This window comes from Pseudomonas lini (genome assembly GCF_001042905.1).
GTDB classification, from domain to species: Bacteria; Pseudomonadota; Gammaproteobacteria; order Pseudomonadales; family Pseudomonadaceae; genus Aquipseudomonas; species Aquipseudomonas lini.
Map to the genome: position 1 here is coordinate 218,205 of NZ_JYLB01000006.1, position 14,523 is coordinate 232,727.

At 58.8% G+C, this 14,523-nt stretch carries 13 protein-coding genes; 9 read left to right on the forward strand and 4 right to left on the reverse strand.

Going from position 1 to position 14,523, the window contains the following annotated elements; translation table 11 throughout:
• Nucleotides 1–41: 41 nt before the first annotated feature.
• Complete coding sequence (locus TU81_RS19195) at nucleotides 42–1,826, reverse strand: GspE/PulE family protein (protein ID WP_008012563.1); 1,785 nt, start codon at nucleotides 1,824–1,826, stop codon at nucleotides 42–44.
• A gap of 90 nt (nucleotides 1,827–1,916) precedes the next feature.
• Nucleotides 1,917–2,255, reverse strand: coding sequence for a hypothetical protein (locus tag TU81_RS19200; protein ID WP_048396306.1), 339 nt, complete (start codon nucleotides 2,253–2,255; stop codon nucleotides 1,917–1,919).
• 127 nt (nucleotides 2,256–2,382) lie between these two features.
• Between TU81_RS19200 and TU81_RS19205 the strand changes: the two genes are divergently transcribed.
• The gene (locus tag TU81_RS19205; RefSeq protein ID WP_008012567.1) at nucleotides 2,383–2,856 is read left to right on the forward strand and encodes an Lrp/AsnC family transcriptional regulator; all 474 of its coding nucleotides are present in this window, start codon (nucleotides 2,383–2,385) and stop codon (nucleotides 2,854–2,856) included.
• Nucleotides 2,857–2,978: 122 nt separating this feature from the next.
• Here the strand turns inward: TU81_RS19205 and TU81_RS19210 are convergent, their stop codons facing one another.
• On the reverse strand, nucleotides 2,979–4,346 hold the full coding sequence (locus tag TU81_RS19210; RefSeq protein ID WP_048396307.1) for a CYTH domain-containing protein: 1,368 nt from the start codon (nucleotides 4,344–4,346) through the stop codon (nucleotides 2,979–2,981).
• 157 nt (nucleotides 4,347–4,503) lie between these two features.
• Here TU81_RS19210 and argE point away from each other — a divergent pair, with 157 nt between their 5' ends.
• The gene (argE, locus tag TU81_RS19215) at nucleotides 4,504–5,667 is read left to right on the forward strand and encodes an acetylornithine deacetylase (RefSeq protein WP_038980860.1); all 1,164 of its coding nucleotides are present in this window, start codon (nucleotides 4,504–4,506) and stop codon (nucleotides 5,665–5,667) included.
• A gap of 230 nt (nucleotides 5,668–5,897) precedes the next feature.
• Nucleotides 5,898–7,196 carry an amino-acid N-acetyltransferase gene (gene argA / locus TU81_RS19220; RefSeq protein WP_008026003.1) on the forward strand — a complete coding sequence of 433 codons (1,299 nt, stop codon included), beginning with the start codon at nucleotides 5,898–5,900 and terminating at the stop codon, nucleotides 7,194–7,196.
• A 119-nt stretch (nucleotides 7,197–7,315) separates the two neighbouring features.
• Here the strand turns inward: argA and tauA are convergent, their stop codons facing one another.
• Nucleotides 7,316–8,302, reverse strand: a complete 987-nt coding sequence (gene tauA / locus TU81_RS19225) for a taurine ABC transporter substrate-binding protein (protein ID WP_038980863.1) — start codon at nucleotides 8,300–8,302, stop codon at nucleotides 7,316–7,318.
• 368 nt (nucleotides 8,303–8,670) lie between these two features.
• On the opposite strand from tauA, the gene TU81_RS19230 reads away from it, so the two are divergent.
• The 6 genes from TU81_RS19230 to ssuB all read left to right on the forward strand — a co-directional run bounded on the left by TU81_RS19230 (nucleotide 8,671) and on the right by ssuB (nucleotide 14,496).
• On the forward strand, nucleotides 8,671–10,005 hold the full coding sequence (locus TU81_RS19230) for an OprD family porin (protein WP_038980865.1): 1,335 nt from the start codon (nucleotides 8,671–8,673) through the stop codon (nucleotides 10,003–10,005).
• Between the two features lie 293 nt (nucleotides 10,006–10,298).
• Complete coding sequence (locus tag TU81_RS19235; protein ID WP_038980866.1) at nucleotides 10,299–10,937, forward strand: peroxiredoxin; 639 nt, start codon at nucleotides 10,299–10,301, stop codon at nucleotides 10,935–10,937.
• Between the two features lie 306 nt (nucleotides 10,938–11,243).
• Nucleotides 11,244–11,837 (forward strand): NADPH-dependent FMN reductase, encoded by a 594-nt coding sequence (ssuE, locus tag TU81_RS19240; protein ID WP_038980867.1) that lies wholly within the window; start codon nucleotides 11,244–11,246, stop codon nucleotides 11,835–11,837.
• 101 nt (nucleotides 11,838–11,938) lie between these two features.
• On the forward strand, nucleotides 11,939–12,904 hold the full coding sequence (locus tag TU81_RS19245) for a sulfonate ABC transporter substrate-binding protein (RefSeq protein WP_048396308.1): 966 nt from the start codon (nucleotides 11,939–11,941) through the stop codon (nucleotides 12,902–12,904).
• Between the two features lie 6 nt (nucleotides 12,905–12,910).
• Nucleotides 12,911–13,693: an aliphatic sulfonate ABC transporter permease SsuC gene (gene ssuC / locus TU81_RS19250; protein WP_038980869.1), complete on the forward strand. Its 783-nt coding sequence runs from the start codon at nucleotides 12,911–12,913 to the stop codon at nucleotides 13,691–13,693.
• On the forward strand, nucleotides 13,690–14,496 hold the full coding sequence (gene ssuB, locus TU81_RS19255) for an aliphatic sulfonates ABC transporter ATP-binding protein (protein ID WP_038980870.1): 807 nt from the start codon (nucleotides 13,690–13,692) through the stop codon (nucleotides 14,494–14,496). Before ssuC ends, ssuB begins: the two co-directional genes overlap by 4 nt.
• Nucleotides 14,497–14,523: the final 27 nt, after the last annotated feature.

Sequence of the window (14,523 nt, forward strand, 5' to 3'; positions counted from 1 at the left end):
CAAAGGATCGCAGCCTGCGGCAGCTCCTACCGGTATCAGACTTACTTCTGCTCACTCTGCGGTGTCACTCGCAACACCTCTTCGATCGTGGTCAAACCCGCCGCCACTTTCTGCGCCCCCGATAAGCGCAAACTGCGCATGCCTTCCTTGAATGCCTGACGGCGGACCGCCAGCAAATCGGTATCAGGGTTGATCAGTGCTTTGATGCCGTCAGTCAGCTGCATGATTTCGTACACCCCGGCGCGGCCGCGATAGCCGGTTTCGCGGCATTCCAGGCAACCGATGGCGCGTTGTGCGTTGCCTGGTAGTGGCGCTTGCCAAGGCCTGGTCAGGGTTTGCCAGTCGTCCTCGCCCAAAGTTAATGGCGCCTTGCAATGCGGGCAGAGGGTCCGGACCAGACGCTGGGCCATGACACCGAGCACCGTGGCCTTGATCAGGTAATGCGGCACGCCGAGTTCCAGCAGGCGGCTGATGGCGCTCGGGGCGTCGTTGGTGTGTAACGTCGACAGCACCAAGTGGCCGGTGAGTGCGGCCTGAATAGCCATCTCGGCGGTTTCGAGGTCGCGGATCTCGCCGATCATGATGATGTCGGGGTCTTGGCGCATCAGCGCGCGCACGCCGGCGGCGAAGGTCAGGTCGATATTGTGCTGGACCTGCATCTGATTGAACGCCGGCTCGACCATTTCGATCGGGTCTTCAATGGTGCAGAGGTTGACCTCCGGCGTCGCCAGTTTCTTCAGGGTGGTGTACAGCGTGGTGGTCTTGCCTGAACCGGTCGGCCCGGTCACCAGAATGATGCCATTGGGCTGGCGGGTCATGTCTTGCCAGCGACGCAGGTCATCGGCGGAAAAACCCAGCTGGTCGAAGTCCTTGAGCAGCACTTCCGGGTCGAAGATCCGCATGACCATCTTCTCGCCGAACGCGGTGGGCAATGTCGACAACCGCAACTCGACTTCGCCGCCATCCGGGGTTTTGGTTTTGACTCGGCCGTCTTGGGGTTTGCGCTTTTCCGCGACGTTCATCCGCCCCAGGCTTTTCAGGCGGCTGACGATAGCCATGGTCACCTGCGGTGGGAATTGATAGACGTTGTGCAGCACGCCGTCGATGCGAAAGCGCACCGTGCCTTGCTCGCGCCGGGGTTCGATGTGGATATCGCTGGCCCGTTGCTGGAACGCGTACTGGAACAGCCAATCGACGATATTGACGATATGCGCGTCGTTGGCGTCCGGCTCCTGGTCGCTGGCGCCGAGGTTGAGCAACTGTTCGAAGTTGCCCAGGGTGCTTATTTGTTGATCAGCGTTGGTGGCGCCGGTGACCGATTTAGCCAGGCGGAAAAACTCTACGCTGAAGCGCTGGATGTCCACCGGGTTGGCCACCACGCGCTTGATCGGCAGCTTCAGCACGTGGGTCAGGTCGGCTTCCCAGCTGCTGACGAAGGGCTGGGCGCTGGCCACGGTGACGGCGTCGCGGTCGATGGACACCGCCAGAATCTTGTGGCGTTGGGCGAAGGCATAGGACATCAGCGGCGTAATGGCTGCGACGTTGATTTTCAGCGGGTCGATGCGCAAGTAAGGCTGACCGGCCTGCTGAGACAGCCAGAGCGTCAGGCTTTCCAGATCGAGGTGTTTGCCGGGACGGCTGAGGTCGTCCAGGTGTTGGCTGGCGATGAATTCCAGCGGGTGCTGCTGACCATTTATGGCGTGACGGCGGCGGGCGTTGAGTGCGTGTTCGGCCGAATCCTGACTGATAAAGCCCTGGGCGACCAATTCACGCAGCAAATCATTGAGGTCCAGCCAGCGGTCCTGAGTGGCGAGTTGAACGGACATGCGGGCTCCTTATGAACAACCGTTCGCAAAGGATAGCCGCGCACCCGCAGACCGTTGGGCCACTACCCGACCAAGACATGTCGGGCTTTTTCAGCCAGCTGCCTGAACCGGCTCTCCCCACGCAGAATCAGCTGCTTGCAGGTTCACTGAGCAGACGCTGATCAGGTTACGTAATTTTTCCGCGATCACTTGAGCACGGTGCCAGCTCAGGCCGTCCATGACGATGTCGATCGACAGCAGATCGTCCATACGCTGCACGTTGACCTGCTGCGGCGTCAGAAACTGCAAGGCGAACAAGTTGAGCGCCCGACACAGCAGATCCGGCTCGGCCTCGGCCAGTAATTGATAGTGAACGCGGCAGTGGGCGTTGCTGACGTTCCAGACATCGGCACGGGCGGGCGGGGTGTTCACGGCTTCTAAATGCGGCATGGTCGGTCTCCAAAAATCACTGGAGGAATTTTTACATTCGGTGCGGGGCATTTCTTATCTATGATTGGGCTTATTGATCATTTATCGAATCGATCAATTCGATTTAGTACCCACTACAGGTTTTTCTATGCACAGCGAGCTGGATGGCTACGACCGCAAGATTCTCGCGTTGCTGCAAGAGGACGCTTCGCTCTCCAGCGCGCAGATCGCCGAACAGGTGGGGCTCTCGCAGTCGCCGTGCTGGCGGCGAATTCAACGGATGAAAGAGGAGGGGATCATTCGCGGTCAGGTGACGTTGCTTGACCGGAAGAAAATCGGCCTTAACACGCAGATATTCGCCGAGATCAAACTCAACGCCCACGGACGCTCGAACTTCACTGAGTTCACCGAGGCTATTCGCGGCTTTCCCGAAGTGCTGGAGTGTTATGTGCTGATGGGGTCGGTGGATTTCTTGCTGCGGATCGTCACGGCGGACATCGAGGCTTATGAGCGCTTCTTCTTCGAGAAGCTGTCGATGGTGCCGGGGATTCAGGAGGTCAACTCGATCGTGGCGTTGTCGGAAATCAAATCCACGACGAGTTTGCCGGTGTTGCGGGGGTAGAGATTTGCAGCGTTTGTGCGGGCCTCTTCGCGGGCAAGCCTCGCTCCTACAGGATCTGGGTCGAACCCAATTGGGCGGTCAACCAAATCCTGTAGGAGCGAGGCTTGCCCGCGATGGCGGTCTTACATACGCAGGAGCATCTTCCAGGCGCGATTCTGATACACCGCAATCGCCTGGTGCTTACGCGCATCCAGCGATTCATCGGTGATCGGCTCGTTGGCCAGTTGCGTCAGTTTGTTCAGCTCACCGTACAGGCGATCCATTTCCGGGATCTCCAGCACGCCGCGGGCATGGTGCAGCCAGGACTGGATGCGCTCGATACGCGGCAGCTGCTCGGCCAAGTCTTCCGGCTGTTGCTGGTAACGCTGCAATTGCAGCGAGTTGGCTTCTTCGCCCAGCATGCGCGGCAGCCAGCTACCCAGTTGTGCAGCACCCTGGCGATTGCCGCGGGTGTTGCGATCGGCGGCCCAGGTGCGGGCCAGCAACCAGCGCGAAGTGTTCAGTGAGAACAGGCCCCAGCGCACGTCTTCCAGTTCTTCGAGGAATTGCTCCGGCGCGGCTTTGCGCACGTCTTCGTCGTCCAGGCCGGCTTGTACCAGCGGGCGCCAGTCTTCCAGCAGGGCATCCAGCGCGACCCGCAGATCGTGAGTCGACTGACGCGGTGCGGCCTGACCGAGGCTGCTGATCAGCGCGCGCATTTCAGCGAGGTTCTCGACCCAGTCCTGCAACAGGCGCCAGTGGCCATTGAAGCGATATTGCTCGGCCAGACGCTGGCTGCTGCTCAGCAAATGCCAGCTCAACGCGGCGAACGCATCGTCCAGCGGCATTTCGGCGGTGATCTGCGGCGCCGGCAAGCTCAGCGAGTAGCTGTTGGCGTCGAACAAGCGATAACCGCGCTCGGCCTTGCTGATGTCACAGGGCATCAGCGCCAGGGTTGCAGCCAATTCGGCGGCCAGTTCCAGCAACGCGGCCGGTTCGCCTTCGCGCAGCTCCAGTTCCAGCTCGCAGATTTCTTCTTTCTGCTTGCCGACTACTACGTGGCCCAGGTCCAGCGCGGCTTCGATGACCACTTTGGTCTTGCCACGGCCCCAAGCGATTTCCGCGCGTTCGCGAACGAAATCGGTGGTGAAGATGGCTTTCAAGGTTTTCTTGTCCAGCTCGGCCAGCTCTTCGGGCCAGCATTCACCGTCGAGTTTCTTCACGTCGAGTTTGGCTTTGGGCAGGGACCAGTCGTACTCGTGACGCTCGGACAGACCGGCGACACTCTGGCCACGGGTCTTGAGGGTCTGAATCACTTCTTCGCCATCGCGGCGCAGGCGCAGGGCAACCTTGGCGCGGGCCAGGTCGCGCTCAGGCGTGTCGAAGTACTGGTTCATCAACTCACGGCGTTCCCAGCCACTTTTGTTGCGTTTTTTCAGTAACGGGTGCTCGCGCAGGGCGGCGAGGGTTTCGCGGCTGACGCGGAGTTTGATTTCGGTTTCTTTCTGCATGGCCGGAAAATCCAGGATCGGGAACGCAGCCGGGGGAATGTGTGGCTGCCAAGGTCGTGCAGTGTACAGGACTCGTTCGAGATAGGCTCCGCAACGGTTTATTCCTGTCGCCGGATGGTTCTATGATGGACTTCAATTCGGGAGTTGGGAGTCAGCGATGCCTTTGCCGTCCATGAAAGATCAGTTCGCTGCGCTGATCGCCGCGCCGTCTGTCAGCTGTACCCAACCCAGCCTGGATCAAACCAATCGGCCGGTCATCGACTTGTTGGCGACATGGCTCGGGGACTTGGGTTTTGCCTGCGATATCCAGCAGGTCAGCCCCGGCAAATTCAATCTGCTGGCCAGTTTTGGTTCCGGCCCCGGCGGCCTGGTGCTGGCCGGTCACAGCGATACGGTGCCGTACGACGAGGCGTTGTGGCAGACCGACCCGCTGAAACTGACGGAAGTGGACGGTCGCTGGGTTGGCTTGGGCAGTTGCGACATGAAGGGCTTTTTCGCCTTGGCCATCGAAGCCGTCAAACCCTTGCTCGACCAACCGTTCAAGCAACCCTTGCTGATCCTCGCCACCTGCGATGAAGAAAGCTCGATGTCTGGCGCTCGCGCTCTGGCCGAAGCCGGGCGGCCATTAGGTCGCGCGGCGGTGATCGGTGAGCCGACCGGGCTGAAGCCGGTCCGGATGCACAAAGGCATCATGATGGAGCGCATCGACATTCTCGGTCAGAGCGGCCATTCCTCGGACCCGCGCCTGGGCCACAGTGCCCTTGAGGCCATGCACGACGCCATCGGCGAACTGCGCGGCTTGCGCCTGGCGTGGCAGCGCGAATTCCGTAACCTGCAGTTCAGCGTGCCGCAACCGACGATGAATTTCGGCTGCATTCACGGCGGCGATAACCCCAACCGCATCTGTGGCCAGTGCTCGCTGGAGTTCGACTTGCGTCCGTTGCCAGGCATGGACCCCAAAGCCTTGCGCGCGGCGATTTTGCAGAAGCTCAACCCGATTGCCGAACGGCATCAGGTGAAGATCGATTACGCGCCGCTGTTCCCCGAAGTGCCACCCTTCGAGCAGGCCGAGGACTCGGAATTGGTGAGGATCGCTGAGAAGCTCACCGGCCATCGCGCCGAAGCAGTGGCATTCGGCACAGAAGCGCCTTATCTTCAGCGACTTGGCTGTGAAACATTGGTATTGGGGCCGGGTGATATCGCCTGCGCCCACCAACCGGGGGAATACCTCGAAATGTCACGTTTGCAGCCTACCGTGCATCTATTACGACAACTGATTGAACATTACTGCCTGACGCCGGCCAAAACAGCGATGCTGTAGGAGCTGCCGAAGGCTGCGATCTTGTGATCTTGCTTTTAAAATTCAAAGATCAAAAAATCGCAGCCTTCGGCAACTCCTACAGGGAGCGCGTATAAATTGCCGATGTCCCAACCCGTATTCATGAGGAGAGCGCGCGTGTCGCCAAGCCTGTTCCGACGATAACCATCAGCCCGCTGTGCGTTTACTGCTTTACCCTTTTTTCGGCTGCTATTTATTACAGGCCCAGGTTCATGCCCGAATACGTCAATTGGCTTCGTCACGCTTCGCCTTACATCAACGCCCACCGCGACTGCACCTTCGTCGTCATGCTGCCCGGCGACGGCGTGGAGCACCCGAACTTCGGCAATATCGTCCACGACCTGGTGCTGCTGCACAGCCTGGGCGTGCGACTGGTGCTGGTTCACGGTTCGCGTCCGCAAATTGAAACCCGCCTCGCTGCTCGCGGCCTGACCCCGCATTACCACCATGGCATGCGCATCACCGATGCGGCGACGCTTGAGTGTGTGATCGATGCGGTCGGCCAACTGCGCATCGCCATCGAAGCGCGGCTGTCCATGGACATGGCCTCATCGCCAATGCAGGGTTCGCGCTTGCGGGTGGCCAGCGGCAATCTGGTCACTGCACGGCCGATCGGCGTACTTGAAGGCGTCGACTATCACCACACCGGCGAAGTGCGCCGGGTCGATCGCAAGGGCATCAATCGCCTGCTGGACGAACGCTCCATCGTGCTGTTGTCGCCTTTGGGTTACTCGCCGACCGGTGAGATCTTCAACCTCGCTTGCGAAGATGTGGCCACCCGAGCGGCTATCGATCTGGGGGCGGACAAGCTGCTGCTGTTCGGTGCCGATTTGGGCTTGATCGATGAAAATGGCCGGCTGGTCCGCGAATTGCGCCCGCAACAAGTGCCGGCGCATTTGCAGCGTCTGGGCAGCAACTATCAAGCCGAGCTGCTGGACGCGGCGGCTGAAGCGTGCCGGGGCGGGGTGGCGCGCAGTCACATCGTCAGCTACGCCGAAGATGGCGCGCTGCTGACCGAACTGTTCACCCGTGACGGTGGCGGTACGCTGGTGGCCCAGGAGCAATTCGAGGTTGTGCGTGAGGCGGCCATCGAGGACGTCGGCGGTTTGCTGGACTTGATCAGCCCGCTGGAAGAGCAGGGGATTCTGGTACGCCGTTCCCGCGAGGTGCTGGAGCGTGAGATCGAGCAGTTCAGCGTGGTCGAACGCGAAGGCATGATCATCGCCTGCGCGGCGCTGTATCAGATTGCCGATTCGGATGCCGGGGAGTTGGCGTGTCTGGCGGTGAATCCGGAGTACCGTCATGGCGGTCGCGGCGATGAACTGCTGGAGCGCATCGAAACCCGCGCCCGGGCTCAGGGGCTGAAAACCTTGTTCGTGCTGACTACCCGGACCGCCCACTGGTTTCGTGAGCGGGGCTTCGTGCCAAGCAGCGTCGAACGCCTGCCGTCGGCGCGGGCGTCGCTTTACAACTACCAGCGTAATTCGAAGATCTTCGAAAAAACCCTCTGACCTCCGGGCTACCCGAACCCTGTAGGAGCGAGGCTTGCCCGCGAAGACGTCACCAAGGACAACCGATAAATCGAGTCGTCTGCTTCGCGGGCAAGCCTCGCTCCTACAGGGGCGGGGTGTTATTCGGTGACGTATTTCGTGCTGACATACGGCGAATAATCCGGCAGCACCGTCTCGACCTTCCCTTGCTCCTTCAAAAACTTCGCCGTCTCGCCAATCGCCTTGGCTGTACCCCCGTCCAGTAGCGCGGTGGTCTGTTGTGCCTTGGCATCCGGGAATGCGGAACCGGCCAGCAGCTCCGGCACATCGGCGGGATTGGCACCGGTCAATTTGGCGATTTTCTGCACCGGTACCGAATCGGCGGTCCAGCTGTCTTTATGGGCTGCATAGTCGGCGAATGAATCCAGAGTGACCTTGGCAAATCGGGCCACCACTTCAGGATGTTTTTCGGCGTAATCCTTGCGAGCGACCCACACCTCGAAGGTCGGCGCACCCCATTGGCCGACCTGTGCGGCGTCGGTCAACGTCTTGCCAGTCTTGCGAATTTCCCCCAGCGCCGGCGACCAGACAAACGCGCCATCGATGTCGCCACGTTTCCAGGCTGCGGCGATTTCCGCCGGTTGCAGGTTCACCACTTTGACTTTCGAGGCGTCCAGGCCCCAATGCTTCAGCGCGCCGAGCAGGCTGTAATGGGAGGTTGAAACGAAGGGCGTGGCGATGGTTTTGCCGATCAGATCTTCCGGTTTATCGATGCCGCTGCCGTTGCGCACCACAAGTGCTTCGGCAGCGTTGATCTGAGCCGAAACAATGAACGCGACAATCGGCAGATTGCGCGAAGCGGCTGCCGCCAGTGGGCTTGAGCCGAGGTTGCCAATCTGCACATCGCCGGACGCAATGGCGGTGACCACTTCCGGGCCACTGTTGAAACGTCGCCAATCGATTTTCTGGCCAATGGTTTTCTCATAAATGCCATCGGCCTGAGGGACTTTGCTGGGGTCGATACCGGTTTGATAACCGACGGTGAGAGTCGCCGCCTGGGCGGAAAAAGAAAATATAAGCGACACACAAACTGTAACAAATTGACTAGATAGTGCGCGTTTGGCCATGATGGCGTCGCCTTTTCGAAAGTGATTGACGTATGGGGAATACGCCAACGCTAAACGATCTAAAAAAAGGCCAATAAATACCATTTAGGAATTAGCTTATGAGCCGATAGCCTGTGTCCCGGTTCGGATCACTGGCGAAAAGCTATATTCCTAAATGGCATTAAAAAGAATGAAATAATTCTTTTTGGGTTTATGAGGAAATCATTACCCTGCAGGGACCAAATCACTGCGGTTAGACCTTGGTCGTAGACACACATGGTTACGATTGACTTGTCTGTCACGGTCTGGCGCTAATCGCGCATCTTTGGATCTAGGGCGTTAGACCCAAGACCAAAGAACACAAAAATTAGAACGAGAGGAGCGAAACAATGAAGAAGTCCACCTTGGCCCTGGCTGTGGCCGTAGGGGTTTTGGCGCAGCAGGCAGGCGCCGCCGGTTTCATTGAAGACAGCAAGGCTACATTGGGGCTGCGTAACTTCTACATCAACACGGATAACCGTGATGGCACTGCCAATCCGTCCAAGCAGGAAGAGTGGGGCCAAGGCTTCATCTTCAACTTTACCTCCGGTTATACCCAAGGCACTGTTGGTTTTGGTGTTGATGCGATCGGTCTATTGGGCGTCAAGCTGGATTCCGGTAAAGGCACTGCCTACAACGCCGGTAGCGCGAACAAGGGCGGTACCGTTTTCCCAAGCGACAGCGACGGTCGTGCGGTAGACGATTTCGGTAGCCTGGGCCTGACCGCCAAGGCCAAAATCTCCAAGACTGAACTGCGTCTGGGCACCCTGCAGCCAAAACTGCCGGTGGTAACTTCCAACGACGGGCGTCTGCTGCCGCAGACCTTCGAAGGTGGCCAGATCATGTCCAACGACATCGACAACCTGACTCTGGTTGGCGGTAAGTTGGAACATGCCAAAGGTCGTAACTCGACCAATAACGATTCGCTGACCATTGCTGGCTCCAACGGGGCGACGACCACTGCCACCTCCAACAAGCGCAGCAACGAGTTCTACTATGCCGGTGGCGACTACAAGATCACCAAGGATCTGGTCGCTCAGTACTACTACGGCAACCTGGAAGATTTCTACACGCAGCACTTCCTGGGGCTGACCCACAATCTAGCGTTGCCAGTGGGTAGCCTGAAATCCGACCTGCGTTACTTCAACAGTGACTCCGATGGCAAGAACTCTAGCCAGGAAGGTCGTCTGGCGGGTTATCGCTCCTCTGGCTTCCAGAACAGTGGTGAAGTAGATAACCGCACCTGGAGTGCGAAATTCACCTATAGCCTGCAAGGCCACGCGCTCAGTGCCGGCTACCAGCGTGTGAATGGCACCAGCGACTTCCCGTTCCTGAACCAGGGAGATGGTGCGTCTGCCTATCTGATCACCGACTCGCAGATCGGCAAGTTCCAGCGTGCCGGTGAGCGCACCTGGCTGGCTCAATATGCTTATGATTTTGCCACCGTTGGCTTGCCAGGTCTGACCACTTCCGTGATCTATCTCAAGGGGGACAACGTCGCTACCTCTACTGGCGACAAAGGTGAGTGGGAACGCGACTTCTCCCTCGGCTACGTAGTACAGCAAGGCACCTTTAAAGGTCTGGGCCTGGCGTGGAAAAACGCTACCCTGCGCTCCGATGTTGCCTCTCAGCGTAACCAGGACGAAAACCGTCTGATCGTCAGCTACTCGATCCCGCTGTTGTAACAGCACTCGCGTAATCGACGTAAAAAAAGCCCCGCCCGGCATCACGCCGGGCGGGGCTTTTGCGTTTTCAAGGCGGCTCACCCCCGTAAACCCTCCTTGAAATTCCCCTCTTTTGCAGCAACTCAAGGCCTTCTCGAACCTTGTCGGCGATATTCGTCCTCATGTGCATTCAGGTCCAGTGAACAGATATTTAATATTCTCTTATGATCTAAATAAATCGATATTTATTCTTTTTAATCTATAAGGAACACAGGCACAGTTGGGCTCAACAAGCACTCACAAGGAGCCGCACCATGAGCCTCAGACTTGGCGATATCGCCCCCGATTTCGAACAGGATTCCAGCGCCGGCACTATTCGTTTCCATGAATGGCTGGGCGATAGCTGGGGCGTGTTGTTTTCCCATCCGGCGGATTTTACGCCGGTGTGCACCACCGAACTGGGCTTCACCGCCAGGCTCAAGGATGAATTCACCCAGCGCGGCGTCAAAGCCATTGCTCTGTCGGTCGACCCGGTGGACTCGCACCACAAGTGGATCGAGGACATCAATGAAACCCAGAATGCCATCGTCAACTTCCCGATCCTCGCCGATGCGGACCGTAAAGTGTCCGACCTGTATGACCTGATCCATCCGAATGCCAACGACACCCTGACCGTGCGTTCGCTGTTCGTGATCGATCCGAACAAGAAGATTCGGCTGACGATTACTTACCCGGCGAGTACTGGTCGTAACTTCAATGAAATCTTGCGGGTGATCGATTCGCTGCAGCTCACTGACAACTACAAGGTGGCCACCCCGGCCAACTGGCAGGACGGTGATGAAGTGGTGATCGTGCCGTCGCTCAAGGACGAAGACGAAATCAAGCGACGCTTTCCCAAAGGCTATCGCGCAGTGAAGCCATACCTGCGTCTGACACCTCAACCGAACAGGTAACTCAGCTAACTCTCGTTCCCACGCTCTGCGTGGGAATGCAGCCCGTGACGCTCCGCGTCACTGGACGCGCAGCGTCCCTTGAGGCATTACCACGCGGAGCGTGGGAACGATCACCACAAAGCAGGGGTTTTCAGGCCGTTTCGACGGCCTTTTTTTTCGCCTGAAAAAGGCATTCTTTATATTTCTATAAAGAATAACCAAATGAATAAATATGATTTATGGATATATAAATCAACTGTTAAGGTCATTCCATCGACGCGAGATCGCGAGCCGCGAATCGCCAACACCGCTCAAGGAATTGTCTGAATGCTGGTCGTCTCACTCGGTGGCAGTCCCAGCCCACGCTCCCGTTCCGGAGTTTTGCTGGAGCGCTCGCGATGCTGGTTGCAGGAGCAAGGGGTGGAAGTGGTGAGTTATCAGGTACGGGACTTCCCGGCCGAAGATTTGCTGCATGCCCGCTTCGACAGCCCGAAGGTGATCGACCTGCTGCAACAGATTGAAAACGCCGATGGCTTGCTGATCGCCACGCCGGTTTACAAAGCGTCGTTCTCCGGTGCGCTGAAAACCTTACTCGATCTGCTGCCCGAACGTGCCCTGAGCCACAAGGTGGTTTTGCCGATGGCTACCGGCGGCAGCATCGCCCATATGCTGGCGGTGGATTATGCGCTCAAGCCGGTGCTGTCAGCGTTGAAAGCCCAGGAAATGCTGCAGGGGATTTTCGCCGTGGACAGCCAGATCGCTTACGGCGAAGGCAGTGCTCAGGCACAGTTGGCGCCGGAGCTTGCGCAACGATTGTTTGAAGCGCTGGAGGAGTTTTTCAGCGCCATGGCTCGTCGGCCCAGGCCGCTCGATCCGAACCTGTTGAATGAACGTTTGCTGAGTGCTCGCTGGAGCATTTAGGCCAGCACTCAAGCCACACCTGAATTTGAAGTCCTCACCTTACTCAGTCGCTAACGGCCAAGCAGGTGCAGCCAAAACCCAACTGCAAAAAGGAGAGCGCTATGCGCACTGTCATTTTGCGTCGTGGTCTGGTCGCTCTGTTTGCTGCGGCTGTAACCTTCGGCGCCATCACTCAAGCCCAAGCTGAGAGCCTTCGGATCGGCTATCAAAAATACGGCACCCTGGTGCTGCTCAAAGCCAAAGGCACACTCGAAAAACGCCTCGCCGCCCAAGGCGTGGACGTGCAATGGACTGAATTCCCCGGTGGCCCGCAACTGCTCGAAGGCCTGAACGTCGGCTCCATCGACTTTGGCGTCACCGGTGAAACGCCGCCCGTGTTTGCTCAGGCGGCCGGCGCCGATCTGCTCTACGTGGCCTATGAACCACCAGCGCCCCACAGCGAAGCGATCCTGGTGCCGAAGGGCTCGCCGATCAAATCAGTGCAGGACCTCAAGGGCAAAAAAATCGTGCTCAATAAAGGCTCCAATGTGCATTACCTGTTGGTGCGTGCGCTTGAAGACGCCGGCCTCAAATACACCGACATCCAGACCGTGTTCCTGCCGCCAGCCGATGCCCGCGCCGCGTTCGAGCGTGGCAGTGTCGATGCCTGGGTGATCTGGGACCCGTACCAGGCTGCCGCCGAACAGCAACTGCAAGCACGCACTCTGCGCGATGGCAAAGGCCTCGTCGACAACCACCAGTTCTACCTGGCGACCAAACCTTACGCGCAGAAAAATCCAGAAGTGATCAAGGCTCTGGTGGAAGAAGTGCGCGCGGTTGGCGAATGGTCCAAGGCCAATCCCGAGGACGTGACCCAGCAAGTTTCGCCACTGCTCGGCCTGCCAGCGGACATCACCCTGACCTCGGTGAAACGCCAGGGCTACGGCGCCCTGTTCCTCACGCCGGAAGTCGTCGCTGCCCAGCAAAAAATCGCCGACAGCTTCTACCAGCTCAAGCTGATTCCCAAACCCTTGAGCATCAAAGACGTGATCTGGACGCCACCCGCCGCCGTGGCCAAAGTGCAGTAATTCGCCATGAAGAAAATCATCCACAACCTCGCGCCTTGGGCGTTACCGGTCTTGTTGCTGGTGGTATGGCAGTTGTCGGTGTCGGCGGGCTGGTTGTCGACGCGAATTCTGCCGGCGCCGATCGCGGTGATCGAAGCCGGTGTGAGCCTGGTCAGCAGCGGTGAAATCTGGACCCACCTGGCCATCAGCGGCTGGCGCGCGGCGCTCGGTTTCGCCATTGGCGGCGGCATCGGTCTGGCCTTGGGCTTCATCACCGGCTTGTCGAAATGGGGCGAACGCCTGCTCGACAGTTCGGTGCAGATGATCCGCAACGTGCCGCACCTGGCGCTGATTCCGCTGGTGATCCTGTGGTTCGGGATCGACGAGTCGGCGAAGATTTTTCTGGTGGCGTTGGGCACGTTGTTCCCAATCTACCTCAACACGTATCACGGCATCCGCAACGTCGATCCGGCGCTGGTGGAGATGGCCCGCAGTTATGGCTTGTCCGGCTTCAGTCTGTTCCGCCAGGTGATTCTGCCGGGGGCGCTGCCTTCGATTCTGGTCGGTGTACGGTTTGCGCTGGGCTTCATGTGGCTGACATTGATCGTCGCCGAAACCATTTCCGCCAGCTCCGGCATCGGCTACCTGGCGATGAATGCCCGGGAGTTCTTGCAGACCGACGTGGTGGTACTGGCGATTCTTTTGTACGCAGTGCTCGGCAAGCTGGCCGACCTCGCGGCCCGCGGGCTTGAACGCGTGTGGCTGCGCTGGCATCCGGCCTATCAGGTTGCCAAGGGAGGTGCCGCATGACGGCTCAACAACCTCCACGCCTGCTGCGCGGAATTCCGCTGGCGGTGCGCAAGCTGCAAAAAACCTTTGGCTCGCGGCAAGTGCTGCGTGAGATCGATCTGCACATCCCGGCCGGTCAGTTTGTCGCCGTGGTCGGTCGTAGCGGTTGCGGCAAAAGTACCTTGCTGCGTTTGCTCGCCGGTCTCGACAAACCCACGGGCGGTGAACTGCTGGCCGGTTCCGCACCGCTGAGTGAGGCGCGGGAAGACACTCGATTGATGTTCCAGGACGCGCGTTTGCTGCCTTGGAAAAAGGTCATCGACAACGTCGGTCTCGGGCTCAAGGGCAACTGGCGGCCGCAAGCACTGGAAGCGTTGGACTCGGTCGGTCTGGCCGATCGCGCCAATGAATGGCCGGCCGCCTTGTCCGGCGGGCAAAAGCAGCGTGTGGCCTTGGCTCGCGCGTTGATCCATCAACCGCGCTTGCTGTTGCTCGACGAACCGCTGGGCGCATTGGATGCCCTGACCCGAATCGAAATGCAGCAACTGATCGAACGGCTCTGGCAACAGCATGGCTTCACCGTGTTGCTGGTGACCCACGACGTCAGCGAAGCGGTGGCGATTGCCGATCGGGTGATTCTGATTGAAGAGGGCGAAGTCGGCCTCGACCTGCATGTGGAACTGCCGCGTCCTCGGGTCCGTGGCTCCCATCGGCTGGCAGCGCTGGAAACCGAAGTACTCAACCGCGTGCTGTCCCTGCCTGGCCAACCGCCGGAACCGGAACCTGTTTCACCACTGCCTACGCAATTGCGTTGGGCTCAATAACTTAAAGATTCATCCAACGACAGGAAT

What these genes read in the sequence shown, in the direction of transcription:
- TU81_RS19195 (WP_008012563.1), bottom strand. Translation starts at nt 1,826, where the DNA reads ATGTCCGTTCAACTCGCCACTCAGGACCGCTGGCTGGACCTCAATGAT.
- TU81_RS19200 (WP_048396306.1), bottom strand. Translation starts at nt 2,255, where the DNA reads ATGCCGCATTTAGAAGCCGTGAACACCCCGCCCGCCCGTGCCGATGTC.
- TU81_RS19205 (WP_008012567.1), top strand. Translation starts at nt 2,383, where the DNA reads ATGCACAGCGAGCTGGATGGCTACGACCGCAAGATTCTCGCGTTGCTG.
- TU81_RS19210 (WP_048396307.1), bottom strand. Translation starts at nt 4,346, where the DNA reads ATGCAGAAAGAAACCGAAATCAAACTCCGCGTCAGCCGCGAAACCCTC.
- argE (WP_038980860.1), top strand. Translation starts at nt 4,504, where the DNA reads ATGCCTTTGCCGTCCATGAAAGATCAGTTCGCTGCGCTGATCGCCGCG.
- argA (WP_008026003.1), top strand. Translation starts at nt 5,898, where the DNA reads ATGCCCGAATACGTCAATTGGCTTCGTCACGCTTCGCCTTACATCAAC.
- tauA (WP_038980863.1), bottom strand. Translation starts at nt 8,302, where the DNA reads ATGGCCAAACGCGCACTATCTAGTCAATTTGTTACAGTTTGTGTGTCG.
- TU81_RS19230 (WP_038980865.1), top strand. Translation starts at nt 8,671, where the DNA reads ATGAAGAAGTCCACCTTGGCCCTGGCTGTGGCCGTAGGGGTTTTGGCG.
- TU81_RS19235 (WP_038980866.1), top strand. Translation starts at nt 10,299, where the DNA reads ATGAGCCTCAGACTTGGCGATATCGCCCCCGATTTCGAACAGGATTCC.
- ssuE (WP_038980867.1), top strand. Translation starts at nt 11,244, where the DNA reads ATGCTGGTCGTCTCACTCGGTGGCAGTCCCAGCCCACGCTCCCGTTCC.
- TU81_RS19245 (WP_048396308.1), top strand. Translation starts at nt 11,939, where the DNA reads ATGCGCACTGTCATTTTGCGTCGTGGTCTGGTCGCTCTGTTTGCTGCG.
- ssuC (WP_038980869.1), top strand. Translation starts at nt 12,911, where the DNA reads ATGAAGAAAATCATCCACAACCTCGCGCCTTGGGCGTTACCGGTCTTG.
- ssuB (WP_038980870.1), top strand. Translation starts at nt 13,690, where the DNA reads ATGACGGCTCAACAACCTCCACGCCTGCTGCGCGGAATTCCGCTGGCG.